The organism is Streptomyces sp. Wb2n-11, from assembly GCF_001049855.1.
GTDB classification, from domain to species: Bacteria; Actinomycetota; Actinomycetes; order Streptomycetales; family Streptomycetaceae; genus Streptomyces; species Streptomyces altiplanensis.
In genome coordinates, this window is sequence record NZ_CVPB01000001.1 from 4,138,755 (window position 1) to 4,162,233 (window position 23,479).

At 71.4% G+C, this 23,479-nt stretch carries 20 protein-coding genes; 15 read left to right on the top strand and 5 right to left on the bottom strand.

Annotated features, from left to right (window positions below; all coding sequences use genetic code 11):
* Positions 1 to 43 precede the first annotated feature (43 nt).
* The 4 genes from BN1555_RS18880 (at position 44) to BN1555_RS18895 (ending at position 6,805) form a co-directional block, all read left to right on the top strand.
* On the top strand, positions 44 to 1,846 hold the full coding sequence (locus BN1555_RS18880; RefSeq protein ID WP_093800480.1) for an ABC-F family ATP-binding cassette domain-containing protein: 1,803 nt from the start codon (positions 44 to 46) through the stop codon (positions 1,844 to 1,846).
* Between the two features lie 229 nt (positions 1,847 to 2,075).
* The gene (locus BN1555_RS18885) at positions 2,076 to 3,995 is read left to right on the top strand and encodes an outer membrane protein assembly factor BamB family protein (RefSeq protein ID WP_093800481.1); all 1,920 of its coding nucleotides are present in this window, start codon (positions 2,076 to 2,078) and stop codon (positions 3,993 to 3,995) included.
* A gap of 71 nt (positions 3,996 to 4,066) precedes the next feature.
* Positions 4,067 to 5,872 (top strand): outer membrane protein assembly factor BamB family protein, encoded by a 1,806-nt coding sequence (locus tag BN1555_RS18890; RefSeq protein ID WP_093800482.1) that lies wholly within the window; start codon positions 4,067 to 4,069, stop codon positions 5,870 to 5,872.
* 234 nt (positions 5,873 to 6,106) lie between these two features.
* Complete coding sequence (locus tag BN1555_RS18895; RefSeq protein ID WP_093800483.1) at positions 6,107 to 6,805, top strand: response regulator transcription factor; 699 nt, start codon at positions 6,107 to 6,109, stop codon at positions 6,803 to 6,805.
* Positions 6,806 to 6,836: 31 nt separating this feature from the next.
* Here the strand turns inward: BN1555_RS18895 and BN1555_RS18900 are convergent, their stop codons facing one another.
* The gene (locus BN1555_RS18900; RefSeq protein ID WP_093800484.1) at positions 6,837 to 7,133 is read right to left on the bottom strand and encodes a hypothetical protein; all 297 of its coding nucleotides are present in this window, start codon (positions 7,131 to 7,133) and stop codon (positions 6,837 to 6,839) included.
* Positions 7,134 to 7,148: 15 nt separating this feature from the next.
* Entirely contained in the window at positions 7,149 to 8,819 is a 1,671-nt protein-coding gene (locus BN1555_RS18905) for a sodium:solute symporter family protein (RefSeq protein ID WP_093800485.1), read from the bottom strand.
* A gap of 205 nt (positions 8,820 to 9,024) precedes the next feature.
* On the opposite strand from BN1555_RS18905, the gene galT reads away from it, so the two are divergent.
* The 4 genes from galT (at position 9,025) to BN1555_RS18925 (ending at position 13,347) form a co-directional block, all read left to right on the top strand.
* Entirely contained in the window at positions 9,025 to 10,095 is a 1,071-nt protein-coding gene (gene galT, locus BN1555_RS18910) for a galactose-1-phosphate uridylyltransferase (RefSeq protein WP_093800486.1), read from the top strand.
* Positions 10,092 to 11,060 (top strand): UDP-glucose 4-epimerase GalE, encoded by a 969-nt coding sequence (gene galE, locus BN1555_RS18915; RefSeq protein ID WP_093800487.1) that lies wholly within the window; start codon positions 10,092 to 10,094, stop codon positions 11,058 to 11,060. The genes galT and galE overlap by 4 nt, the downstream gene beginning before the upstream one ends.
* Positions 11,057 to 12,253 (top strand): galactokinase, encoded by a 1,197-nt coding sequence (gene galK / locus BN1555_RS18920; RefSeq protein WP_093800488.1) that lies wholly within the window; start codon positions 11,057 to 11,059, stop codon positions 12,251 to 12,253. Before galE ends, galK begins: the two co-directional genes overlap by 4 nt.
* Positions 12,254 to 12,579: 326 nt before the next feature.
* Complete coding sequence (locus BN1555_RS18925) at positions 12,580 to 13,347, top strand: LuxR C-terminal-related transcriptional regulator (RefSeq protein WP_093800489.1); 768 nt, start codon at positions 12,580 to 12,582, stop codon at positions 13,345 to 13,347.
* Here the strand turns inward: BN1555_RS18925 and tamR are convergent.
* Complete coding sequence (tamR, locus tag BN1555_RS18930) at positions 13,306 to 13,803, bottom strand: MarR family transcriptional regulator TamR (RefSeq protein ID WP_093800490.1); 498 nt, start codon at positions 13,801 to 13,803, stop codon at positions 13,306 to 13,308. The genes BN1555_RS18925 and tamR overlap by 42 nt on opposite strands.
* Before the next feature lie 88 nt (positions 13,804 to 13,891).
* Here tamR and BN1555_RS18935 point away from each other — a divergent pair, with 88 nt between their 5' ends.
* The 6 genes from BN1555_RS18935 to BN1555_RS18960 all read left to right on the top strand — a co-directional run bounded on the left by BN1555_RS18935 (position 13,892) and on the right by BN1555_RS18960 (position 18,659).
* Positions 13,892 to 14,719, top strand: coding sequence for a trans-aconitate 2-methyltransferase (locus BN1555_RS18935; RefSeq protein ID WP_093800491.1), 828 nt, complete (start codon positions 13,892 to 13,894; stop codon positions 14,717 to 14,719).
* Positions 14,720 to 14,805: 86 nt separating this feature from the next.
* The gene (locus BN1555_RS18940; protein WP_255306089.1) at positions 14,806 to 14,985 is read left to right on the top strand and encodes a hypothetical protein; all 180 of its coding nucleotides are present in this window, start codon (positions 14,806 to 14,808) and stop codon (positions 14,983 to 14,985) included.
* Positions 14,985 to 15,701, top strand: a complete 717-nt coding sequence (locus tag BN1555_RS18945) for a hypothetical protein (protein WP_255306090.1) — start codon at positions 14,985 to 14,987, stop codon at positions 15,699 to 15,701. Before BN1555_RS18940 ends, BN1555_RS18945 begins: the two co-directional genes overlap by 1 nt.
* Positions 15,698 to 16,681, top strand: a complete 984-nt coding sequence (locus BN1555_RS18950) for a DUF6895 family protein (protein WP_093800493.1) — start codon at positions 15,698 to 15,700, stop codon at positions 16,679 to 16,681. The genes BN1555_RS18945 and BN1555_RS18950 overlap by 4 nt, the downstream gene beginning before the upstream one ends.
* On the top strand, positions 16,678 to 17,604 hold the full coding sequence (locus BN1555_RS18955) for a DUF6895 family protein (protein ID WP_093800494.1): 927 nt from the start codon (positions 16,678 to 16,680) through the stop codon (positions 17,602 to 17,604). The genes BN1555_RS18950 and BN1555_RS18955 overlap by 4 nt, the downstream gene beginning before the upstream one ends.
* The gene (locus BN1555_RS18960; RefSeq protein ID WP_093800495.1) at positions 17,604 to 18,659 is read left to right on the top strand and encodes a serine hydrolase domain-containing protein; all 1,056 of its coding nucleotides are present in this window, start codon (positions 17,604 to 17,606) and stop codon (positions 18,657 to 18,659) included. Before BN1555_RS18955 ends, BN1555_RS18960 begins: the two co-directional genes overlap by 1 nt.
* A gap of 216 nt (positions 18,660 to 18,875) precedes the next feature.
* Here the strand turns inward: BN1555_RS18960 and BN1555_RS18965 are convergent, their stop codons facing one another.
* Both BN1555_RS18965 and BN1555_RS18970 read right to left on the bottom strand, forming a co-directional pair.
* Positions 18,876 to 19,565 carry a TetR/AcrR family transcriptional regulator gene (locus tag BN1555_RS18965; RefSeq protein WP_093800496.1) on the bottom strand — a complete coding sequence of 230 codons (690 nt, stop codon included), beginning with the start codon at positions 19,563 to 19,565 and terminating at the stop codon, positions 18,876 to 18,878.
* Positions 19,562 to 20,545, bottom strand: a complete 984-nt coding sequence (locus tag BN1555_RS18970; RefSeq protein WP_093800497.1) for an acyl-CoA desaturase — start codon at positions 20,543 to 20,545, stop codon at positions 19,562 to 19,564. Before BN1555_RS18970 ends, BN1555_RS18965 begins: the two co-directional genes overlap by 4 nt.
* A 203-nt stretch (positions 20,546 to 20,748) precedes the next feature.
* Between BN1555_RS18970 and ppc the strand changes: the two genes are divergently transcribed.
* Positions 20,749 to 23,475 (top strand): phosphoenolpyruvate carboxylase, encoded by a 2,727-nt coding sequence (ppc, locus tag BN1555_RS18975; protein WP_093800498.1) that lies wholly within the window; start codon positions 20,749 to 20,751, stop codon positions 23,473 to 23,475.
* Positions 23,476 to 23,479 lie beyond the last annotated feature (4 nt).

A 23,479-nucleotide genomic window follows, 5' to 3' on the forward strand; every position in this document is an offset into this window, starting at 1 on the left:
CGCTTGAGCGTCTGTCCCCTTCCCGTCCCTGGAGTGCGCACTCGTGGCCGTCAACCTTGTCAATGTCGAGGCCGTCAGCAAGGTCTACGGCACCCGTGCCCTGCTCGACGGCGTGTCCCTCGGCGTCTCGGAGGGCGACCGGATCGGTGTCGTCGGCCGCAACGGCGACGGCAAGACGACCCTCATCCGCATGCTGGCCAAGCTGGAGGAGGCCGACGCCGGCCGCATCACGCACAGCGGCGGCCTGCGTCTGGGCGTGCTCACGCAGCACGATTCGCTCGACCCCGCCGCGACCGTCCGCCAGGAGATCATCGGCGACCTCGCCGACCACGAGTGGGCGGGCAGCGCCAAGATCCGCGACGTACTGAACGGTCTCTTCGGCGGGCTGAGCCTGCCGGGCTTCGAGCACGGCCTGGAGACGGTGATCGGCCCGCTCTCCGGTGGTGAGCGCCGGCGCATCGCCCTCGCCAAGCTGCTCATCGACGCGCAGGACCTGCTGGTCCTCGACGAGCCGACCAACCACCTCGACGTCGAGGGCATCGCCTGGCTCGCCAAGCACCTCCAGGGCCGCCGCTCCGCGCTCGTCTGCGTGACCCACGACCGCTGGTTCCTCGACCAGGTCTGCACCCGCATGTGGGACGTGCAGCGCGGTGCAGTCCACGAGTACGAGGGCGGTTACTCCGACTACGTCTTCGCGCGCGCCGAGCGCGAGCGCATCGCGGCGACCGAGGAGACCAAGCGCCAGAACCTGGTCCGCAAGGAGCTGGCGTGGCTGCGCCGCGGCGCCCCCGCCCGTACGTCGAAGCCGCGCTTCCGCGTCGAGGCGGCCAACGAGCTGATCGCCGACGTGCCGCCGCCGCGCGACACCTCCGAACTGATGAAGTTCGCCAACTCGCGGCTCGGCAAGACCGTCTTCGATCTCGAGGACGTCACCGTCCAGGCCGGGCCCAAGGTGCTGCTCAAGCACCTGACGTGGCAGCTCGGTCCCGGCGACCGCGTCGGTCTCGTCGGTGTGAACGGCGCGGGCAAGACGTCACTGCTGCGCGCCCTGGCCGACGCGGCCCGCACGCAGGGCGACGCCCAGCCCGCCGAGGGCAAGGTCGTCGTGGGCAGGACCGTGAAGCTCGCGTACCTCTCCCAGGAGGTCGGCGAGCTCGACCCGAACCTGCGGGTCCTGGAGGCAGTCCAGCGCGTACGCGACCGGGTGGACCTGGGCAGGGGCCGCGAGATGACCGCGGGTCAGCTGTGCGAGCAGTTCGGGTTCACCAAGGAGAAGCAGTGGACTCCGGTCGGCGACCTGTCCGGTGGTGAGCGGCGGCGGCTGCAGATCCTGCGGCTGCTGATGGACGAGCCGAACGTGCTGTTCCTCGACGAGCCGACCAACGACCTCGACATCGAGACGCTGACGCAGCTGGAGGACCTGCTCGACGGCTGGCCGGGGTCGATGATCGTCATCTCCCACGACCGGTTCTTCATCGAGCGGACCACGGACAAGGTGTACGCGCTGCTGGGCGACCGGACGCTGCGGAACCTGCCGCGCGGCCTCGACGAGTACCTGGAGCGCAGGCAGCAGATGATCGAGGCCGCGGGCCCGGCGCCCGCTGCCGCCGCAGCGCCCGTCAAGAAGAAGGCGTCCGGCGACGCCCGCGCGGCCCAGAAGGAAATGCAGAAGATCGAGCGGCAGCTCGGCAAGCTCTCCGAGAAGGAGACGAAGCTGCACGCCCAAATCGCGGACAACGCCACGGACTTCGAGAAGGTCGCCCTGTTCGACGCCGAGCTGCGTGAACTCGTCACCGCGCGCGACGAGCTGGAGATGCGGTGGATGGAACTGGCGGAGGACGCGTAGCAGATACGTAAAGCTGGATAACGAGCACGTCACGGGCCGGTCCTCCCTTGGGAACAGGGGCGGGCCGGACCCTCGTCAGGAGGGGGCCGGGTGATAGAAAGAAGCCCCGCTCGACTGACGTAGATCTGCGGGGCTCAAGTCCGATTCGCTCCGTTCCGGAGGGATTACGCCGCCGGAATTGCGGGGGAGGCCGAACGGGCGGCGGTCTCGTGTGAAGAGGTAAGCGCTGATGTCTCAGCCGCCCAACCAGCCGCCGCAGGGCGGCTTCGGAGCTCCCCAGGACCCCCGGCAGCAGCCGCCCCAGCCGCCGCAGATGCCCCCGGCCCCGCCCCAGCAGCCGCCGGCGCAGCCCGGGTACGGCTACCCGCAGGCCCCGCCGCAGCCGCAGCCGCAGCCGGGGTACGGCTACCCCGGCCAGCAGCCCGGCCAGGCGGGACCGTACGGACAGCAGCCGCAGCCCGGCCAGCCCGGCCAGCAGCCCGGCCAGGCGGGACCGTATGAACAGCAGCCGCAGCCCGGCCCCTACGGCCAGCCGCAGCCGGGCCCCTACAGCCAGCCGCAGCCGGGACCGTACGGTCAGCAGCCGCAGCCCGGACCGTACGGTCAGCAGCCGCAGCCCGGCCCCTACGGCCAGCCGCCGCAGCCCGGTCCCTACGGCGGTTACCCCGGCGCACCCGCCCCGGGCAGCGGCGGCAGCGGCGGCCCCTTCAAGGGCAAGCCCGCGGTCGTCATCGGCGCGGCCCTCGCCGCGGTCCTCGTTATCGGCGGCGGCGTCTACCTCGCCACCAGCGGTGACGGCGGTGGCGGCAAGAAGAAGCCCGTCGCGGACGGGAGCAAGGACGCCGGGACGGGCGGTCTGCCCTCCGGGGACGACGGCGGCTCCGCCGGCGGGCGCGACGCCGACGACGACCTCAACGGCGGGCGCCAGTCGGGCGAGGCCAAGATCATGTGGCTGCAGAAGAATGACGTGGACCTGCCGCGCAACGGCTCGGACGTGTTCGGCCCGTGGTTCACCGACAACGGCCTCGTCGTCAAGGCCATGTACAAGAAGGTCGCGGCCTACAACACCAGCGACGGCAAGGAGAAGTGGAGCCTTCCGCTCTCCACGCAGCTCTGCGCGGCGCCCAGCAGGGCCTCCGACGACGGCAAGATCGTCTTCGGCGTCAAGAGCGACACCACCGAGCGGGCCAAGTGCAGCAAGCTCCAGATGGTCGACCTCGGGACCGGCAAGGCGGGCTGGACGGCCGAGGTGAGGAAGGAGGGGACGTTCGACCTGCTCTCCGACATCACGATCGCGATCAGCGGCAACACCGTCACCGCCGGCCGCACCGGCCACTCCACCGCCTTCAGCATGAAGGACGGCAAGGAGCTCTGGGGCAAGCTGCCCGGCGAGTGCCAGCCGTACGCCTTCACCAGCAGCGCCAGGCTGATCGCCGCCGCGGCCTGCTCCACCGGTGAGGCCGCCAAGAACCACCAGCGCATCCAGGAGCACGACTCCGCCACCGGCAAGGTGAAGTGGTCGTACCCGCTGGCCCAGGGCTGGGAGGTCGACCGGGTCTACTCCGTCTCCCCGCTCGTCGTGTCCGCGACGCACCGCGAGAAGAAGAGCTGGAGCGTCATCTCCCTGACGGACAGCGGCAAGCTGCGCTCGGAGATCGACGGCGGCAAGGACAAGTTCCAGCCGCAGTGCGGCGGCACCTTCGTGATCTTCGGCAGGAACCTCGAAGGCTGCACCGGCGTCGCCGCCGACGAGGACACCTTCTACATGGTGACCGCGGACAAGACGAGCGGCCTCAACCGCACCAACGAGGTCGTCGCGTTCAGCCTCGACACCGGCAAGCCCAAGTGGCGTTCCTCCCCGGGCCCCGACCGCACGATGACGCCGCTGCGGATGGAGGGCGATGACGTCCTGGTCCACATCGACGGCTCGTACGACAGGGGCGGCGCGGTCGCGACCATCCCGGCGTCCGGCGGCAAGCCGAAGGTGCTGCTCCAGAACCCGGCGTCGACGGCCTCGATCGAGAACAACTTCTTCACCCCGAGGATCGCCTACGAAGGCGGTCAGCTCTACCTCGTGAACTCCCGCGTCAGCGCCAGCAACGACAAGGAGGAGAAGGAGGCGAAGACCATGATGGTCTTCGGCAAGTGACGGCACGTGACTGAGTTCCGGGTCCACGTTCCCGACGTCTTCCGCCCCCCTTCTCCAGAGGTACGTACGCCATGACGCAACCCCCGCCCCCGCCTCCGCCCAACGAGCCCCCGCAGGGCGGTTTCGGCGCCCCGACCCCGCCGCCCGCGGGCGGTTTCGGCGCTCCGGCGCCCCAGCAGCCGCCTGCGCAGCCCGGGTACGGCTACCCGCAGACACCGCCGGGACCGCCCGCCCAGCCCCAGCCCGGGTACGGCCACCCGGCCCAGCCCGGCCAGCAGCCCGGGTACGGCTACCCGGCCCAGCCCGGCCAGCAGCCCGGTTACGGCTACCCGGGCCAGCCGGGGCAGCCCAATCCGTACGGCCAGCAGCCGCCCTATGGTCAGCAGCAGCCGCCGTACGCCTATCCCCAGGGCGCGCCCCCGCAGGGCACGGGCGGCGGCAGGAAGATCAGCAACACGACGACGATCGTCGTCGCGGCGGTCGCCGCGGTGGCGCTGATCGTCGCCGGCGGCGTCTGGTACGCGTCCGGCAGCGCCGGGGGCGGCAAGGACGACCCGGCCCGGAACTCCTCCGCGGGCTCGTCCGGCGGAGGCGGTGACGACGGCAAGCCCGCGCCCGACGGCGCAGGCAAGGAGCAGAAGCCGGCCGACACCGACGCCCGGCTCCTCTTCCAGCTGCCCGGCCCGAAGGTGAAGGAGTCGGTCGCCGGCGTCAACGGCTCCTGGATCACCGGCGAGGCGTACGTCAAGAGCGGCCTCAACGAGGTCGTGGGCCACGACCTCGACAAGGGCACGGAACTGTGGACGATCCCGCTCCCCGGCGAGGTCTGCGCGGCGTCGCCCCACGTCACCGAGGACAACAGGACCGCGATCCTCTTCGCGGGGCCGATGCCGGCGGGCAAGACGTACTCGCCCTGCACCGAGGTCGGGGTGATCGACCTCGCCGAGGGCAGGCTGGTGTGGCAGAAGTCGGTCAAGGCGGGTGACCAGAAGATCACCTTCAGCGAGGTCACGGTCGGCGGTGACGCGGTCGGCGCCGGCGGTACCGGCGGCGGCGCCGCCTTCGACGTCGCCACCGGCAAGCTCCGCTGGCAGCCGGACGACAACGCCGAACAGTGCCGCGACGTCGGGTACGCGGGGGGCGAGGCGCTCGCCACGGTGCGCAGCTGCGGTTCGGTCAGCGCTCCCCAGCTCTCCGTCCAGTACCTGAACCCGAAGGACGGCACGCCGCTCGCCACGTACAAGATGCCGAGCGGCGTGGACCGGGCGAGCATCGTCTCCACCAAGCCGCTGGTCGCTGCCGCCGACGTCGGTGACACGGCGGGCGACGGCAGTGGCGTCACCGACTTCTTCTCGATCGACGAGAAGACCGGCAAGCTGCGCGCCAGGATCGCGGTCGACGCCCAGAAGTACGCGCCGAGGTGCCGGGACACCGAGGGCTGCACCAAGGTCGCCGTCGGCAACGACAGGATCTACGTGCCGACCGAGGAGCACGAGGGCAGTGGTGTGGGCGTCCGTACGAACGAGATCGTCTCCTTCGACCTCGCGACCGGCAAGCCCACCACCGACCGGGCCGACGCGGGCGAGCGCTACACGCTGCACCCGATCCGCATGGACGGCGGCAACATCATCGCGTACAAGTCGCCGCCCTACGACAGGGGCGGCCAGGTCGTGAGCATCGACGGCGGGTCCATGAAGGAGACACTGCTGCTGGAACTCCCGGTCGGCGACGCGGTCCGCGATGTGGTGACCAGCTTCGGCGTGGACTCCGCGCACTACCGCTACGCCGACGGCCGGCTGTTCATGGGGGCGCGCCTCATGAGCCAGCAGCGCGACGGCTTCAAGCGCTACCTGGCGGCCGGCTTCGGCACCGGCTGACGCGCCCGACGCGCCTGACGCACAGGTCGCAACGGCCCCGGCAGTGGTTCGCCGCCACAGCCGGGGCCGTTCCATGGCACACACCGATCGGCAAGTAGTCCTGAATCGCGTGGAATTCGACAATCCGAGGGGCTTCTTACCGGTAAGGGGCGCGCGACGTCGAACAAGCGTGTAGCTTGCCGGGTCAGGAGGGCCGGGGGGCCAGCTCCAGGGCAGGAGTATGGGGGGTTGTCCATGAGTGTGCGGCTCATGGTGGTCGACGACCACCGACTGCTCGCCGAGGCGCTCGCCTCGGCACTCAAACTGCGCGGACACCGGGTGCTCGCGGCGACCGCCCCCACGTCCGGGGCGGCGGAACTGGTCGTCAGCAGAACGCCCGAGGTGTGCCTGTTCGGTACGGCGGCCCCCGCCGGACCGGGGGTCTTCGACCCGATCGTCCGTATCAAGCGCGAGCGGCCGCAGGTGGCCGTCCTCGTCCTCGGCCCGGTGCCCAGCCCGCGCGGCATCGCCGCGGCCTTCGCCGCCGGGGCATCCGGTTACGTACGCCATGACGAGCGCATCGAAGGCGTCGAGCGCGCCATGGTGAAGGCCCGTGCGGGGGAGGCGGCGGTGGCGCCGCTGCTGTTGCAGGGCGCCTTCGCGGAGCTGCTCAACCCGGCGGCGCAGCCCGACGACGAGGGCCGGCGGCTGCTCCGGATGCTGACGCCGCGCGAGGTCGAGGTCCTGGTGCGGGTGGCGGACGGCGAGGGCACCCGGCTGATCGCGGCCGGCATGGGCATCGCGCCGAGCACCGCCCGTACGCACGTCCAGCGGGTCCTGATGAAGCTCGGCGTCGGCTCGCGGCTGGAGGCGGCGGCCCTGGCGGTACGGACGGGGCTGCTGGACCGGGCGACGGCGGGCGGCGCGCAGGCGGGGCGGGACTCCCCCGTGTGAAGTCCGGCCCCGCCCGGGTGGGTCGCGCGGACTACTCGGCGGGCCCGGTGGGCTGTGCGGGGCCGGCCGGCGGCGGGACGATCGGGCGCAGCTTGAGCCAGACGAGGAAGAAGAGGCCGAGCGCCAGCATGGCCAGCCCCGTCCACAGGTTGATGTTGACGTCCTGGGCCTTCTTCAGGTCCGCGTCGGACGCGGTGATCCCGGCGATCGTGACGATCACGCCGTAGACGGTGAACAGGCCGCCGATGATGCGCCGGATGTCGAAGAGGCGTGCCGCGGTCGCGGACTTGCTCTCCAAATCGGAGACTTCGCGATGCAGTTCAGACATTTTCCTGGCCTCCGGTCAGAAGGAGTAGGGGACATAGCAGAGGGCGGCGATGACGATCGCGCCCCAGCCGAGGAGGGCGGGCCTGCGGTACCAGGCGTCGTCGCCCTCGGCGGGCGGCTCCTCGAGACCCGGCGAGCGCGTTCCGTACACCAGGCCCGCCAGCTCGGCCTCCGGCTTCGGCGCGGTGAAGAGGGTGACGACGACCATGACCACCGCGCCGGCGACGAAGCCGACGATCGCGGAGACGAAGTTGGCGCCCTGGTCGGACGGGATGTCGACGATCCCCTGCTTGTAGATCCAGAAGTAGTTGACCATCGCGGCCGCGGTGCCCGCGACCAGGCCCCAGACGCCGGACTTCATCGAGGCGCGCTTCCAGAACATGCCGATGATGAAGACCACGAACATCGGGACGTTGAAGAAGGAGAAGAGCGTCTGGAGGTAGCTCATGATGTTGGAGAAGCTGGCGGCGATGAAGGCCGTGCCGATGGAGGCCAGCACTCCGATCGCCGTGATCAGCCGGCCGAAGCGCAGGTAGTACGCGTCGTCGCGGCCGGGCTTCACGTACTTCGCCCAGATGTCGCTGGTGAAGACGGTGTTGAACGACGACACGTTCGCCGCCATGCCGGCCATGAACGCGGCCAGCAGACCGGTCACCGCGATGCCCAGCACACCGTTGGGCAGCAGCTCCTGCATGAGGAGCGGGATCGCGTCGTTGTACGTCAGGTCCGAGCCGGCGGTGCCGATCCTCGGTACGAGCACGGCGGCGACCAGGCCCGGGATCATCACCAGGAACACGATGAAGATCTTGGGGAAGGCGGCGATCAGCGGCGTGCGCTTGGCGGCGGAGAGGTTCTTCGCGGACAGGGCGCGCTGGACCTCGGCGAAGTTGGTGGTCCAGTAGCCGAAGGAGAGCACGAAGCCGAGGCCGAGGACGATCGTCAGCCAGTTGGCGCCCAGCGGGTTGGCGTCGCCTATGCCCGTACCGCCCCAGGCGGTGAGGAAGTCGCCGCCGTGGTTCTTCTCCAGTGAGCCGGTCAGGCCGTCCCAGCCGCCGACCCGCTTCAGGCCGAGGACGGTGAGCGGGATGAGCGCCGCGAGGATCACGAAGAACTGGAGCACCTCGTTGTAGATCGCCGAGGAGAGGCCGCCGACCGTGATGTACGCGAGCACGAAGAAGCCGGCCACGACGATCGACACCCACTGCGGCCAGCCGAGCAGCGCCTCGACGACGATCGACAGGGCGTAGAGGTTCACGCCCGCGATGAGGATGGCGGCGAAGGCGAAGAGGACCGAGCTCAGCAGGTGCGCGGACCTGTCGAAGCGCTGGAGCAGGAACTCGGGGACCGAGCGGACCTTGGAGCCGTAGTAGAACGGCATCATCACCAGGCCGAGGAAGACCATGGCGGGGATGGCGCCGATCCAGTACCAGTGGACGACCGCCACGCCGTACTGCGCGCCGGTGGCGGCCATGCCGAGGATCTCGGTCGCGCCGAGATTCGCGGCGACGAACGCCAGACCGGTGACCCAGGCCGGCAGCGACCGGCCCGAGAGGAAGAAGTCGAGGCTGGTCTTCACGCTGGCCCGGGCGGCGAACCCGATGCCGAGGACCACGGCGAAGTAGATCGCCAGGATCGTGTAGTCGAGCCCGTTGGTGGGGAGCCGAAGCCCTTCGGCCAGGTAGTGCATGGAGACCTGCTTCGTCTTCGTCGAGCGAACGGATCGGAACGGAACCTACGCCTCCAGATAGCGAAACTGAATACTTTTGATGGTGTTCTTTGTTGGATCGTGATGGAAAAGCGGGTGGGGGTCGGGGCGGGACTGTTGACTGTGCTGTTCGCTCATGGTTTGTTGTGTTCGGTTATGTTCGGTGGGTGTGATGAGGAGTCTGCGTGTGAAGAAGACATCGACCCGGTTGGCCGACGGCCGGGAGCTGCTCTACTACGACTCCCGTGACGACGCCGTGCGCGACGCCGTCGACCGGCGGCCCCTCGACCCGATCGCGACCACCTCGCAGGTCCGCCACGACCCGCTGCTCGGTGACTCCGTCGCCGTCGCCTCGCACCGCCAGGGCCGCACCTACCACCCGCCCGCCGACGAATGCCCGCTCTGCCCGTCGCGCGACGGCCGGCACAGCGAGATCCCGGCCGCCGAGTACGACGTGGCCGTCTTCGAGAACCGCTTCCCCTCCCTGGCCGGTGACGCGGGACGCTGCGAGGTGGTCTGCTTCACCTCCGACCACGACGCGTCCTTCGCCGCCCTCACCGAGGAACAGGCCGGCCTCGTCCTGGAGGCCTGGACCGACCGGACGGCGGAACTGGCCGAACTGCCGCAGGTGCGGCAGGTGTTCTGCTTCGAGAACCGGGGCGCGGAGATCGGCGTCACCCTCGGCCACCCGCACGGCCAGATCTACGCCTACCCCTTCGTCACCCCGCGCACGGCCCTGATGCTGCGCTCGACGGCCGCGCACCTGGCACGGACCGGCCGCAACCTCTTCGACGACATCGTGGCGCGCGAGCGCGCCGAGGGGACCCGGGTGGTGCTGGAGGGCGAGCACTGGGTGGCCTTCGTGCCGTACGCCGCGCACTGGCCGTACGAGGTGCACCTCTACCCGAAGCGGCGCGTGCCCGACCTGCGGGCGCTCGACGACGGCGCGCGCACAGAGTTCCCACAGATCTATCTGGAACTGTTGCGCAGGTTCGACCGGATCTTCGGCCCCGGGGAGCCGCCGACGCCGTACATCTCCGCCTGGCACCAGGCGCCGTTCGGCGTCCTGGACGGCGTGGACGGCGCGGAGGGGCTCGACCGACACGAGTTCGGGCTCCACCTCGAGCTTTTCACCATCCGACGTACTTCGGGCAAGCTGAAGTTTCTCGCGGGTTCCGAGTCCGGCATGAATGTGTTCATCAACGATGTGCCGCCGGAGGCCGCGGCAGCGCGACTGCGAGAGGTAGCGAGCGAGTGAAGCAGAAGTACCTGGTCACAGGCGGTGCGGGATACGTGGGCAGCGTGGTCGCGGCCCATCTCCTGGAAGCCGGTCACGAGGTGACCGTCCTCGACGACCTCTCCACCGGCTTCCGGGAGGGCGTCCCGGACGGCGCCGCCTTCGTCGAGGGCCGCATCCAGGACGCCGAGCGCTGGCTGGACCCGTCCTACGACGGCGTCCTGCACTTCGCCGCGTTCTCACAGGTCGGCGAGTCCGTCGTCGACCCCGAGAAGTACTGGGCCAACAACGTCGGCGGGACGCTGGCGCTGCTCGCCGCGATGCGCGGAGCGGGCGTGCGCAAGCTCGTCTTCTCCTCGACGGCGGCGACGTACGGGGAGCCGGTCTCCACGCCCATCACGGAGGCGGCGGCGACCGCGCCGACCAATCCGTACGGCGCCTCCAAGCTCGCCGTCGACCACATGATCAGCGGCGAGTGCGCCGCCCACGGGCTGGCCGCGGTCTCGCTGCGCTACTTCAACGTCGCGGGCGCCTACGGGGCGTACGGGGAGCGGCACGACCCGGAGTCCCACCTCATCCCGCTCGTCCTCCAGGTCGCCCAGGGCCGGCGCGAGGCGATCTCGGTCTACGGCGACGACTACCCGACCCCCGACGGCACCTGCGTCCGCGACTACATCCACGTCGCCGACCTCGCCGAGGCGCACCTGCTGGCGCTGGGCGCGGCCGAGTCCGGATCCCACCTGATCTGCAACCTCGGCAACGGCAACGGCTTCTCGGTCCGCGAGGTCGTGGAGACCGTGCGCAAGGTCACGGGACACCCCGTCCCCGAGGTCATGGCGCCCCGCCGGGCCGGCGACCCGGCGGTGCTCGTCGCGTCCGCCGAAGCGGCGCGCGAGAAGCTCGGCTGGAACCCGTCCCGCGCGGACCTCGCGGGCATCATCGCGGACGCGTGGGCGTTCGCCCGCCGGGAGGGGCAGGACGTATGACCGCCACCACGGCCACCGGCACGGACGCCACCGCGGCCGCCACGGCCGCGGCCGCCGTCACCGAGGCCTTCGCCGAGCTGTACGGCGCCGGGCCCGACGGGGTCTGGGCGGCCCCCGGCCGCGTCAACCTCATCGGCGAGTACACCGACTTCAACGACGGCTTCGTGATGCCGCTCGCCCTGCCGCACACGGCGGTCGCCGCGGTCGCCCGCCGCGACGACGGCGTACTGCGGCTGCACTCGGCGGACGTCGACGGCGGCGTCGTCCAGCTCCGCCTCGACGAGCTGGCCCCGCTGTCGGACGGCGGCTGGGCGGCGTACCCGGCGGGCGTGGTGTGGGCGCTGCGCGAGGCCGGGCACCAGGTGCCCGGCGCCGACCTGCACCTGACGTCGACCGTCCCCACCGGCGCGGGCCTGTCCTCGTCGGCGGCGCTGGAAGTCGTCACCGCGCTCGCCCTCGACGACCTGTACGAACTGGGGCTCAGCCGTCCGGAACTGGCGCGGATCGCGCAGCGCGCGGAGAACGACTTCGTCGGTGTGCCCTGCGGGATCATGGACCAGACGGCGTCGGCGTGCGCGGTCGAGGGCCACGTGCTGCACCTCGACTGCCGCTCGCTGTCGATCCGGCAGGTCCCCTTCGACCTCGCCGCGCACGGCCTGTCGCTGCTGGTCGTCGACACCCGCGTCAAGCACGCCCTCGGCGACGGCGCGTACGCCGCCAGGCGGGCGGGGTGCGAGGAGGGCGCGCGGGTGCTCGGGGTGAGCCACCTGCGGGACGTGCCGTACGCCGGCCTGGACGAGGCGCTGGAGCGGCTGGAGGACGAGACGGTACGGCGCTACGTCCGGCACATCGTGTCGGACGACCACCGGGTCGTGCGGATCGCGGAGCTGCTGGCGGACGGTGACGTGCGGGCGGTCGGGCCGCTGCTGACGGAGGGTCATGCCTCGCTCCGCGAGGACCTGCGGGTGTCGTGCGACGAGCTGGACCTGGTCGTGGAGTCGGCGGTGGCGGCGGGAGCGCTGGGGGCGCGGATGACGGGGGGCGGATTCGGCGGCTCGGCGATAGTCCTGGTGGAGTCGTCGGCGGCGGACGTGGTCACGGAGTCCGTCGAGGCGGCCTTCGCGGCGAACGGGCTCGCCTCGCCCCGGGTCTTCCCGGCGGTCCCGTCCCGGGGAGCGCACCGCCTCGCCTGAGCCGGCCGCGGCGTCTCCTGGCGGCTTCCGCCCCCTTCCGTCTCCCCGCTGAACGGAGAAACACCCCGGCCACCCCGGCCGGCCAGTTCCGCGAATCGCCTCCGGCTTCCCGCCCCCCGCCGTACGCTGAAGCGGAGCGCCGGTGGGGGCCGGCGCCCGATCAGGGGGCGAGACAGTCGGGTACGCCGTCCGGGGTGGGCAGTGCCAGGGGTGCGGCGGCGGCCGTGCGTCCGGACCGCCCGTTTCCCCGGGCGTCGTACCCGCAGGTGGTCCGCCTCCCCGGGGGCCAGGGGGGCACTCCGGTCCAACACGGCATGGGGGTGTCTGTGGCTCGTATCCGGGTACTGGTGGTGGACGATCACCGCATCTTCGCCGAGTCGCTCGCCGCGGCCCTCGCCGCCGAACCCGACGTGGAGGTCTCCGCGGCCGGCAGCGGCCCGGCCGCGCTGCGCTGCCTGGAGCGGGCGGCGGCGGAGGGCCGCGGGTTCGACGTCATGCTCGTCGACGCCGACCTCGGCGCCACCGCCGCGGCGACGGCCCGCGCCGTGCGCGTGCCGGAGCCGGGCGAGGACGCGCCGGTGGACGGCATCTCCCTGGTGGCGGGCGTCCGTACCGGCCGGCCGGCCGTTCGTACGGTCGTACTCGCCGAGAAGGACGACCCGCGCCGCGCCGCCCTCGCCCTCCAGGCCGGGGCCTCGGGCTGGGTCGCCAAGGACTGCTCGCTGCAACGCCTGCTGGCCGTCATCCGCGGCGTACTGCGCGACGAGACGCACCTGCCGCCCGCGCTCCTGACGGGCGTACTGCGGGAGCTGACCGCCGCCCGCAAGCACCGCACCGAGAGCGAGCGGCTCGTCGGGTCACTGACGCCGCGCGAGTGCGAGGTGCTGCGGTGCATGGTGGCCGGGCTGGGCCGCAAGGCGGTGGCGGAACGTCTCTTCCTCTCCCCGCACACCGTGCGTACGCACATGCAGAACGTACTGGGGAAGTTGGGGGTGCACTCGACGCTCGCCGCGGTCGCGCTGGCGCGCCGGGCGGGGGTCGGGCCGGTGGACCTAACCGGGGATGTTGTCGAACGGGGCGGTCAACTGGCGTAGCAGACCGGCCAGTTCGCCGCGCTGTGCGCGCGAGAGCTCACCGAGGATGGCCCGCTCCTGCGCGAGCAGGCCGGCGAGTGCCTGGTCGGCCCGGTCGCGTCCCTCCGCGGTGAGCCGCACCAGCACCCCGCGGCGGTCGCTCGGATCGGGCAGCCGCTCGACGAGGCCCTTCTTGGCGAGCCGGTCGATGCGGTTGGTCATGGTGCCGGAGGTGACCAGGGTCTGGGTCAGCAGCTGGCCCGGCGAGAGCTGGTACGGGTCGCCGGCGCGCCGCAGCGACGTCAGCACGTCGAACTCCCACGGCTCCAGCTGGTGCTCGGAGAAGGCTATGCGGCGGGCGCGGTCGAGGTGGCGGGCCAGCCTGGAGACACGGCTGAGGACCTCGAGTGGTTCCACGTCGAGGTCGGGGCGCTCGCGGCGCCATGCAGCGACCAGTCGGTCGACCTCGTCCTCCATGACGATCAGTGTAGTTGGTCTGTCGACATGAAGTCTCTTGGAAGAAAGAATCTTGGCATCGAGATAAACGGTCCGCGAGGCTGCCGCCATGACCGTACGACCGACCTGGGACCCGGACCAGTACCTCCGGCACGCCGACCACCGCACCCGGCCCTTCCTCGACCTGCTCGCCCGCATCGGCCCCGGCCCCGGCCCCGGCCCCGGCGCCGGCCCCGCCCGCATCGCCGACCTCGGCTGCGGCGCGGGCAACGTCACCGCGCTGCTGGCGGAGCGCCGGCCCGCCGCCCATGTCACGGGCTACGACAACTCCCCGCAGATGCTGGAGCGGGCCCGGCGGTACGCGGGACCGCGCCTCGACTTCGTCCACGCCGACGCCGCCACCTGGGCGCCCGGGGCCGGAACGTACGACCTGATCGTCTCGAACGCCCTCCTCCAGTGGGTTCCGGACCACGTCGGCCGCTTCCCGGTCTGGCTGGACGCCCTCACGCCCGGCGGCACCTTCGCCTTCCAGGTCCCCGGCAACTTCGCCGCCCCCAGCCACGCGATCCTGGCGGCGCTGCGCGACTCCCCGCGCTGGCGCTCCCGCCTGCGCGGGGCGGGCGGGAGCGCGGCGGCCGTGCTCGAACCCGACGCCTATCTCACCCGCCTCGTCGCGCTGGGCTGCGAGGCCGACGTGTGGGAGACGACGTACCTTCAGATCCTCCAGGGCGAGGACCTGGTCCTGGACTGGGCGAAGGGCACGGCCCTGCGTCCGGTCCTCACCGCTCTCGCCGACGACCCCGGGGCGAGCGGGCAATTCGTCGCGGAGTACGCCCGGGCTCTGCGCGCCGCCTACCCGACGGGCCCGCACGGCACGGTCTTTCCGTTCCGGCGCATCTTTGCCGTCGCCCGGAAGAAGGTCACCGCGCAATGTTGAAATGCGTATTTTCCTGCAGTTTGCAACCAATTGGGTCACGTGCAAACCTGGTGATACCGCCTCAATAAGGAGATGGTCCCATGATTATGGACCGCACTTCCCACGTCGAGACGGCCGCTCTGACCGCCGAGGTCGAGGGGTTGCTGGACTCAGCCGAGCCCGAGGGGTTCTTCCGCGACACGCGTGAGTGCAGCGCCGTGCTGCTGATTGCCGGGACTATGAAGAGTTCACCGCCGACTCCCCGTCCGAAGAAGGAATCCCGTTAATGGCGGATGCGTTGGCCGAGCAGACGGGAGCGGGAGCAGTCCCGCTGAGCGCTGTGATCGCCGATGCCGCGAACGGGGTCGCCCTCGCCCTCAGGGGCGAGGGCGACCCCTATGCGCTCTCCCGCCTCCTGCGGCAGGGCGACGCGCTGGCGTCGGCCGCGATCCGAGTGCTGGGCGCCGACGCGCTCGCACCGTACGCGCTGGACCACCGGGCGACGCCGGGTGGCGCGGACGACGAGGCGGTGGTACGGGAGGCTTTGGCGGCGTACCCGCCGGGACCCGACGCGTCGGAGGTCTCGGTGTGGAGCTACCGGGGACTGGTCGAGGCGTCGCACGCGTTCCTGCCCGGTGGCGCGGACCACTGGCCGCAGGCGCCGCGGGCCGGATCGGCCTGGGTGGCCGACGACCCCTGGCCCAGGTTCTCCCACCGGACGTCACAGCTGGCCGCGCTCGCACTTCCGGGAATCGCGACGGACCTGGCCGGTCGGCTGGCGCCGCGCACCGACGACCTGGCCCGTGGTTTCGTCCGGGCAGTACGCCGCAGGGACTGGCTCCAAGCCGCCGGCCTCGGGCGCTGGCTGGCCCGGCTGGGGCAGGTGCCGCCGACTCTCGGCCTCGACAACGGGCTGGTGTTCGTACGGCACATGAGCGACGGAGACGCCCGGGTGGCGCTCCATCTGGCGGCAGCGCGGCAGTTCTACGGACGGGGCGGATGACCGGCGCCACGGCCGCCCCGGCGCTGCTGCTCGACCGCATGGCCGGTGACAGCCTGGGATGGCTGGACCGGGCGCGCGCGCACTTCCGGCTGCCCCCGGACGTCACGACCGACGCCGACCCCGATCTGTCCCTCAAACCCCTCGGAGAACTGGCCGAACTGACGCACCTGATCAGGACGTCACATCCGCGCGCCGACCTGCGCTCGGTGGCGGACGGACTGTTCGCCTTCGCCTGGAACGAGACCCGCGACGGGAAACTGTTCGCCGAGCTGGTCCGCGGCGAGCCGCATGCGACGTACCCGGTGGAGATCTACGGGGTCTTCGCACAGGCCGGGCTGCGCGACACCGCCATGGACGAGCTGCTGACGACGACAACAGGGCTGCGCAACTGGCGGCTCGCCCGCGGGGACCACACCCGGACGCTCTCCGTCCTCAACGCCGAGCAGCGCATCGGCCTGCGCCGGCACGCCGATTTCCAGGCGGTGCTGGAACTGACCGGCCTCGGCCTGACGCCGGAACCGTGGACCCTGGACCGCAAGGCGGCGTACGGCCTGACCCATGACGTCTTCCACCTCACCGACTGGGGCCGCGCCCGCGGGCGGATGTCCCGGCCGCTCGCCGGCTATCTGCGACTGTGGCTCCCCGCCTGGCTGGAGAGCTGGCTGGACGAGGAAATGTGGGACCTGGCGGGTGAGTTGCTGGCCGTGACGGCCTGCCTGCCCGCCGCTCCGTACGATCCGGTGGCCTGGCAGCGGCTGGCCGGAGCGCAGGCGCCGGACGGCAGCGTGCCCATGATGGGCGCCGCGCCGCCCGAGGGCGACCGCGCCGGGGCGTTCGCGGCCTGCTACCACGCCACCCTGGTGACCGCCTTCGCCGCCACCCTCGCCCGTATCGCCCTGGACGAGAGCGCGGCCGCACCGGACGAGACCGTGACGACGACCGCCGGGCGGCAGACCCACGAAGACGAGGTGGCTCCATGACCGTCACATCCGCAGCCGCTTCCCCCGCGCTGCTGCACGGCATCGGCGACCGGGCTCTGGCCTGGCTCGACGGCCACCGTGAGCACTTCCGGCTGACCCCTGAGGACCGGGCCACCAGCAGAGGTGTCATCGAACGGCTCAAGCCCATCGGCGAGTTGTCGGTCAACCTGCGGGTGCTCTTCAGGGAGGGCGTGGCGGGCTCGCACCAGCACATCCGCGCCGGGCACCTGCTGGACTTCGCCTGGCGGGAACTGCTCGACGGCGGCAATGTGCTGACCGCCTTCCAGCACGAAGAACCGTTCTCCTCCGTACCCCTGGAGATCTATTCGACCTTCCACGAGCTGGGTTTCCGCCACCCGGGACTGGAGTCGGCCATGGAGGCCGGCCGCCGCACCCTCACCTGGTCGGCGTTGGAGATGGTGCCCAACCGGCGGCTCGGCGTGATCAATTCCGAACGCCAGACGGGCCTGGTGCCGAGGGAGGACTTCGACCGGGCCGTGAGCCGCACCTGGCTGGGCCGGCTGCCCGAACCGTGGACCGTGCAGTACCACATCGCGTACGACATCACCCACACCGTCTTCCACCTCACCAACTGGGGCGAGAAGCCGGACGGCATCCCCCCGGACATCGCCTCCTATCTCGCGCTGTACCTGCCCGCCTGGATCGAGGACTGGGCGGACCTCGAACACTGGGACCTGCTCGGCGAACTCCTCGTCGTCGACACGTGCCTGCCGCGGCCCGTACTGGACGCGGAGATCTGGGAGCGGTACGCCGCCGCGCAGTGCGACAGCGGGGCGATGCCCCTTCACCACGCCATGCCGGACGGCGACGAGGCGGAGGTCTTCGACATCGTCCACCACCCCACCATGGTCGCCGCGTTCGCCTCCGCGATGGCCGTCTCCCGTGCGATGTCCGCCGCGTGATGAGCACGCTCGCACCCGCCGCCAGGACGCCCGTCACCCCGCTCGCGGTCCGCCTCGCGGACACGCTCACCACGATCCGCGCCCCGGACGTCGTGCTCGCCGTCACCCGCCACGGTCGGCGGACCACCGTCACCGGCGGCGCCGCGCCCGCTCCGGCCGTGCCGCGTCACGCGCTGCGCTACGAACTCGGTTCGATCACCAAGACCTTCACGGTGCTGCTCCTCGCCCACCTCGCCCGCTCCGGCGTCCTGAACCTCGACGACCCGCTCGCCGCCCACCTGCCCCAACTGCCCCTGCGCCACCCCGACTCGCGCCGCATCACCCTGCGCCACCTGGCCACCCACACCGCGGGACTGCCCCGCATCCCGGGCGACCTGATGCCCCGTGCCCTGCTGCGTCCGAACGTCGACGGCTACGCCACGTACGACACCGAACGCCTCCTGCGCACCTTCGCCCGCACCCGGCCCCGCCACCGCCCCGGCACCCGCTGGCACTACTCCAACTTCGGGGTGGCCCTGCTCGGCCCCGCCATGGCCCGTGCCACCGGCACCGACTGCCCCGCCCTGCTCACCCGCCACGTGGCGCACCCCCTCGGCCTGACCGGCACCACCCTCGGTCCCGGCGACCCCGCCACCACCGCGACCGGCCACCGCGCGGACGGCACCACCCCGGTCCCCGGCGTCGACATGGGCCCCTTCCGCGCCGCCGGCGCCGCCCGCTCCACCCCCGCAGACCTGCTCACCTACCTCGAAGCCCACCTCGACCCCGGGCGAGCGCCCCTGCCCCTGCCCCTGGGCGACGTCCAGATCCCGCAGCTGCGCCGCGGCCTCCACCACCGCCACACCCACACACTGACCTGGTACCACCACCCGGCCCCCGGCGGGCCGCTGCTCTTCCACAGCGGAGAGACCTTCGGCCAGCAGGCGTTCCTCGGCTTCCACCCGGCCTCCGCGACCGGCGTCGCCGGCCTCGTCACCCGCCCGGGCCGCAGCTCCCGCCTGGTGAACACCGCCTACGAGCTGCTGTACGCCCTCGCCGCCGACTCCGCGCCCTGAACGCACGCCCAGCCCGTCACAGCCCCGCCTCCCGCCCGCCCGCGGTTTCGGGGTCGGAGCTGGTGGAGTGCGTCCGGCGTGATGTCGATGTCGATCGTGTACGGGACGCCGGTCCTGACCCGGCCGGCCGTACCGTCTGACGCGAACGCCTCCCGAGGCGGGGACGACGTGAGCGGGCCGCCCCCGCAAGGGCGGCCCGCCCACACGGTTTCGGGGTCAGTTCTTGCGGTGGCCTATCAGGCGGGGCTTCGCCTCCAGGTTCTCCAGGCCGTGCCAGCACAGGTTCACCAGGTGCGCCGCGACCTCCGCCTTCTTCGGCTTGCGGACGTCCAGCCACCACTGGCCCGTCAGCGCCACCATGCCGACCAGGGCCTGGGCGTACAGCGGGGCCAGCTTGGGGTCGAAGCCGCGGGCCTTGAACTCCAGGCCCAGGATGTCCTCCACCTGGGTGGCGATGTCGCTGATCAGGGAGGCGAACGAGCCCGTCGACTGGGCCACCGGCGAGTCCCGGACCAGGATGCGGAAACCGTCCGTGTACGTCTCGATGTAGTCGAGCAGGGCGAACGCGGCCTGTTCGAGGAGTTCGCGCGGGTGGCCGGCGGTGAGGGCGCCGGTGACCATGTCGAGCAGGCGGCTCATCTCCCGGTCGACCACCACGGCGTACAGGCCCTCCTTGCCGCCGAAGTGCTCGTACACCACCGGCTTGGAGACGCCCGCCTTCGCGGCGATCTCCTCCACCGACGTGCCCTCGAACCCCTTCTCGGCGAAGAGGGTGCGACCGATGTCCAGCAGCTGTTCGCGGCGCTCCTTGCCGGTCATGCGGACGCGGCGGGCACGCCGGCTCGGAGTGGGCCTGCTCTTCTCGCTGTTCGTACTGCTGCCGTCGATCGCCACGTCACCCATCATGCCGCTTCGGAGGGCCCGGTCCTGCGGCGGGAGTCGATACGGTCCGCGCTCGGCCACCGGACGTCGTACGCCCAGCCGGCCTGCTCGAACCAGCGGATCAGGCGGGCGCTCGAGTCCACCTGCCCCTTCATCACACCGTGCCGTGCCGAGGTCGGATCGGCGTGGTGCAGGTTGTGCCAGGACTCGCCGCAGGACAGCACGGCCAGCCACCAGACGTTGCCGGACCTGTCACGCGACTTGAAGGGGCGCTTGCCCACCGCGTGGCAGATGGAGTTGATCGACCAGGTGACGTGGTGCAGGAGGGCGACCCGGACCAGCGAACCCCAGAAGAACGCCGTGAACGCGCCCCACCACGACATCGTGACCAGACCTCCCACCAATGGGGGGATGGCCAGGGACAGGATCGTCCAGTAGACGAAGTCGCGGGAGACGCGGCGGATCACCGGGTCCTTGACGAGGTCCGGTGCGTACTTCTCCTGTGAGGTCTGCTCCTCGTCGAACATCCACCCGATGTGCGCCCACCAGAGGCCCTTCATCAGGGCCGGGAGCGTCTCGCCGAACCGCCAGGGGGAGTGGGGGTCCCCTTCGGCGTCCGAGAACTTGTGGTGCTTGCGGTGGTCGGCCACCCACCGGACCAGGGGTCCTTCCACCGCCATGGAGCCCATGACCGCCAGGGCGATGCGCAGCGGGCGCTTCGCCTTGAAGGAGCCGTGGGTGAAGTAGCGGTGGAAACCGATGGTGACGCCGTGGCAGCCCAGGTAGTACATGAAGACCAGCAGGCCCAGGTCGAGCCAGCTCACACCCCATCCCCACGCGAGCGGCACGGCCGCCAGAAGGGCGAGGAAGGGGACGGTGATGAAGAGGAGAAGTGCGAGCTGCTCGATGGAGCGCTTGGACTCCCCGCCGCGAGTGGCGGAGGGGGCCGAGGTTCCGGTCGTCGCCCCGCTGTCGTCTTCGAGCACGTCGGAACGTGTGGTCATGGGATCCCCTGTGGGGTGAGGGAAGTGACTGATGCGTTGGCTACGGATGCGTAACCTACGGCATCGTAAGTATGGCAGTGCGTCGCCTCGCGGCAAGAGGCCGAGGAGTACAGGTTCAGCCGTGCCGCATATCCTGGGCCTCGTCGGACAGCGTGGTCCACAAAACCTCCAGACGTGCTGAAACACTGCAAGGAGCCGCACCTGTGAGCAGTGCCGACCAGAACTCCAACACCAGCGCGGAGCTGCGTGCCGACATTCGCCGTCTAGGCGACCTGCTGGGCGAGACGCTCGTACGGCAGGAAGGGCCCGAACTTCTTGAGTTGGTCGAGCAGGTGCGCGCCCTGACGCGCACCGATGGCGAAGCCGCCGCCGAGCTGCTCGGCGACACCGACCTGGAAACCGCCGCCCGGCTGGTGCGCGCCTTCTCCACCTACTTCCATCTTGCCAACGTCACCGAGCAGGTGCACCGCGGCCGCGAAATGCGCGCCAAGCGCGCCGAAGAGGGCGGACTGCTCGCCCGTACGGCGGACCGGCTGAAGGACGCCGACCCCGAGCACCTGCGCCACACCGTCAAGAACCTCAACGTCAGGCCCGTCTTCACGGCGCACCCGACCGAGGCGGCGCGCCGGTCCGTACTGAACAAGCTGCGCCGCATCGCCGAGCTCCTCGAAACCCCCGTCATCGCCTCCGACCGGCGCCGCCACGACCTCCGTCTGGCCGAGTCGATCGACCTCATCTGGCAGACGGACGAGCTCCGCGTCGTACGCCCCGAGCCCGCCGACGAGGCGCGCAACGCCATCTACTACCTCGACGAACTGCACGCCGGCGCGGTGGGTGACGTCCTGGAGGACCTCGCCGCCGAGCTGGAGCGCGTCGGCGTCGAGCTGCCCCCCGGCACCCGGCCGCTGACCTTCGGCACCTGGATCGGCGGTGACCGCGACGGCAACCCGAACGTGACGCCCGCCGTGACGTGGGACGTGCTGATCCTCCAGCACGAGCACGGCATCACCGACGCGCTGGCGCTCGTCGACGAGCTGCGCGGCCAGCTGTCCAACTCCATCCGCTACACCGGTGTCACCGAGGAGCTGCTGGTCTCCCTCCAGGCCGACCTGGAGCGGCTGCCCATCAGCCCCCGCTACAAGCGCCTGAACGCCGAGGAGCCCTACCGGCTCAAGGCCACCTGCATCCGGCAGAAGCTCCTCAACACGCGCGAGCGCCTCGCCAAGGGCACCCCGCACCGGCCCGGCATCGACTACCTCGGCACCGGTGAGCTGATCGCCGACCTCGCGCTGATCCAGACGTCGCTGCGCGAGCACCGCGGCGGGCTCTTCGCCGACGGCCGCATGGACCGCACGATCCGCACCCTCGCCGCGTTCGGGCTCCAGCTCGCCACGATGGACGTGCGCGAGCACGCCGACGCGCACCACCACGCCCTCGGGCAGCTCTTCGACCGGCTCGGCGAGGAGTCCTGGCGGTACGCCGACATGCCGCGCGACTACCGGCAGAAGCTCCTCGCGAAGGAGCTCAGGTCCAGGCGCCCGCTGGCCCCGACGCCCGCGCCGCTGGACGCCGCCGGGGAGAAGACCCTCGGCGTGTTCACCACGGTCAGGGAAGCCCTGGAACGCTTCGGGCCCGAGGTCATCGAGTCGTACATCATCTCGATGTGCCAGGGCGCCGACGACGTCTTCGCCGCCGCGGTACTGGCACGCGAGGCGGGTCTGATCGACCTGCACTCGGGCTGGGCGAAGATCGGCATCGTGCCGCTCCTGGAGACCACGGACGAGCTGCGTGCGGCCGACGTGATCCTCGACGAGATGCTCGCCGATCCCTCGTACCGGCGGCTCGTGTCGCTCCGCGGTGACGTGCAGGAAGTCATGCTCGGGTACTCCGACTCGTCGAAGTTCGGCGGCATCACGACCTCGCAGTGGGAGATCCACCGGGCGCAGCGCCGCCTGCGCGACGTCGCCCACCGGTACGGCGTGCGCCTGCGCCTCTTCCACGGCCGCGGCGGCACCGTCGGCCGCGGCGGCGGCCCCTCGCACGACGCGATCCTCGCGCAGCCGTGGGGAACGCTGGAGGGCGAGATCAAGGTGACCGAGCAGGGCGAGGTCATCTCCGACAAGTACCTGGTGCCGTCCCTGGCCCGGGAGAACCTGGAGCTGACGGTCGCCGCCACGCTCCAGGCGTCCGCGCTGCACACCGCGCCCCGCCAGTCGGACGAGGCGCTCGCCCGCTGGGACGCGGCGATGGACACGGTGTCCGAGGCCGCCCACACGGCGTACCGCAAGCTCGTCGAGGACCCGGACCTGCCGGCGTACTTCTTCGCCGCGACCCCCGTCGACCAGCTCGCCGACCTGCACCTGGGCTCGCGCCCCTCGCGCCGCCCGGACAGCGGAGCGGGCCTCGACGGCCTGCGCGCGATCCCGTGGGTCTTCGGCTGGACGCAGTCACGGCAGATCGTGCCCGGCTGGTACGGCGTCGGGTCCGGCCTGAAGGCGCTGCGCGAGGCGGGCCTGGACACGGTCCTGGAGGAGATGCAGGAGAACTGGCACTTCTTCCGGAACTTCCTCTCCAACGTGGAGATGACCCTCGCCAAGACCGACCTGCGCATCGCGCAGCACTACGTCGACACGCTCGTCCCGGACGACCTGAAGCACGTCTTCGAGACGATCCGCGCCGAGCACGAGCTCACGGTGGCGGAGGTCCTGCGGATCACGGGCGGGGAGCGGCTGCTCGACTCGAACCCGGTGCTCCAGCAGACGTTCTCGATCCGGGACGCCTATCTGGACCCGATCTCCTACCTCCAGGTCTCGCTGCTGGCCCGCCAGCGCGCGGCGGCCGAGCGGGGCGAGGAGCCCGACCCGCTGCTGTCGCGGGCGCTGCTGCTCACGGTCAACGGCGTCGCGGCGGGTCTGCGCAACACGGGCTGACCCG

What these genes read in the sequence shown, in the direction of transcription:
- galK (WP_093800488.1), top strand. Translation starts at nt 11,057, where the DNA reads ATGACCGCCACCACGGCCACCGGCACGGACGCCACCGCGGCCGCCACG.
- BN1555_RS18955 (WP_093800494.1), top strand. Translation starts at nt 16,678, where the DNA reads ATGACCGTCACATCCGCAGCCGCTTCCCCCGCGCTGCTGCACGGCATC.
- BN1555_RS18970 (WP_093800497.1), bottom strand. Translation starts at nt 20,545, where the DNA reads ATGACCACACGTTCCGACGTGCTCGAAGACGACAGCGGGGCGACGACC.
- BN1555_RS18965 (WP_093800496.1), bottom strand. Translation starts at nt 19,565, where the DNA reads ATGATGGGTGACGTGGCGATCGACGGCAGCAGTACGAACAGCGAGAAG.
- BN1555_RS18960 (WP_093800495.1), top strand. Translation starts at nt 17,604, where the DNA reads ATGAGCACGCTCGCACCCGCCGCCAGGACGCCCGTCACCCCGCTCGCG.
- BN1555_RS18895 (WP_093800483.1), top strand. Translation starts at nt 6,107, where the DNA reads ATGAGTGTGCGGCTCATGGTGGTCGACGACCACCGACTGCTCGCCGAG.
- BN1555_RS18945 (WP_255306090.1), top strand. Translation starts at nt 14,985, where the DNA reads ATGGCGGATGCGTTGGCCGAGCAGACGGGAGCGGGAGCAGTCCCGCTG.
- BN1555_RS18940 (WP_255306089.1), top strand. Translation starts at nt 14,806, where the DNA reads ATGGACCGCACTTCCCACGTCGAGACGGCCGCTCTGACCGCCGAGGTC.
- BN1555_RS18900 (WP_093800484.1), bottom strand. Translation starts at nt 7,133, where the DNA reads ATGTCTGAACTGCATCGCGAAGTCTCCGATTTGGAGAGCAAGTCCGCG.
- tamR (WP_093800490.1), bottom strand. Translation starts at nt 13,803, where the DNA reads ATGGAGGACGAGGTCGACCGACTGGTCGCTGCATGGCGCCGCGAGCGC.
- BN1555_RS18905 (WP_093800485.1), bottom strand. Translation starts at nt 8,819, where the DNA reads ATGCACTACCTGGCCGAAGGGCTTCGGCTCCCCACCAACGGGCTCGAC.
- BN1555_RS18890 (WP_093800482.1), top strand. Translation starts at nt 4,067, where the DNA reads ATGACGCAACCCCCGCCCCCGCCTCCGCCCAACGAGCCCCCGCAGGGC.
- BN1555_RS18935 (WP_093800491.1), top strand. Translation starts at nt 13,892, where the DNA reads ATGACCGTACGACCGACCTGGGACCCGGACCAGTACCTCCGGCACGCC.
- BN1555_RS18885 (WP_093800481.1), top strand. Translation starts at nt 2,076, where the DNA reads ATGTCTCAGCCGCCCAACCAGCCGCCGCAGGGCGGCTTCGGAGCTCCC.
- BN1555_RS18950 (WP_093800493.1), top strand. Translation starts at nt 15,698, where the DNA reads ATGACCGGCGCCACGGCCGCCCCGGCGCTGCTGCTCGACCGCATGGCC.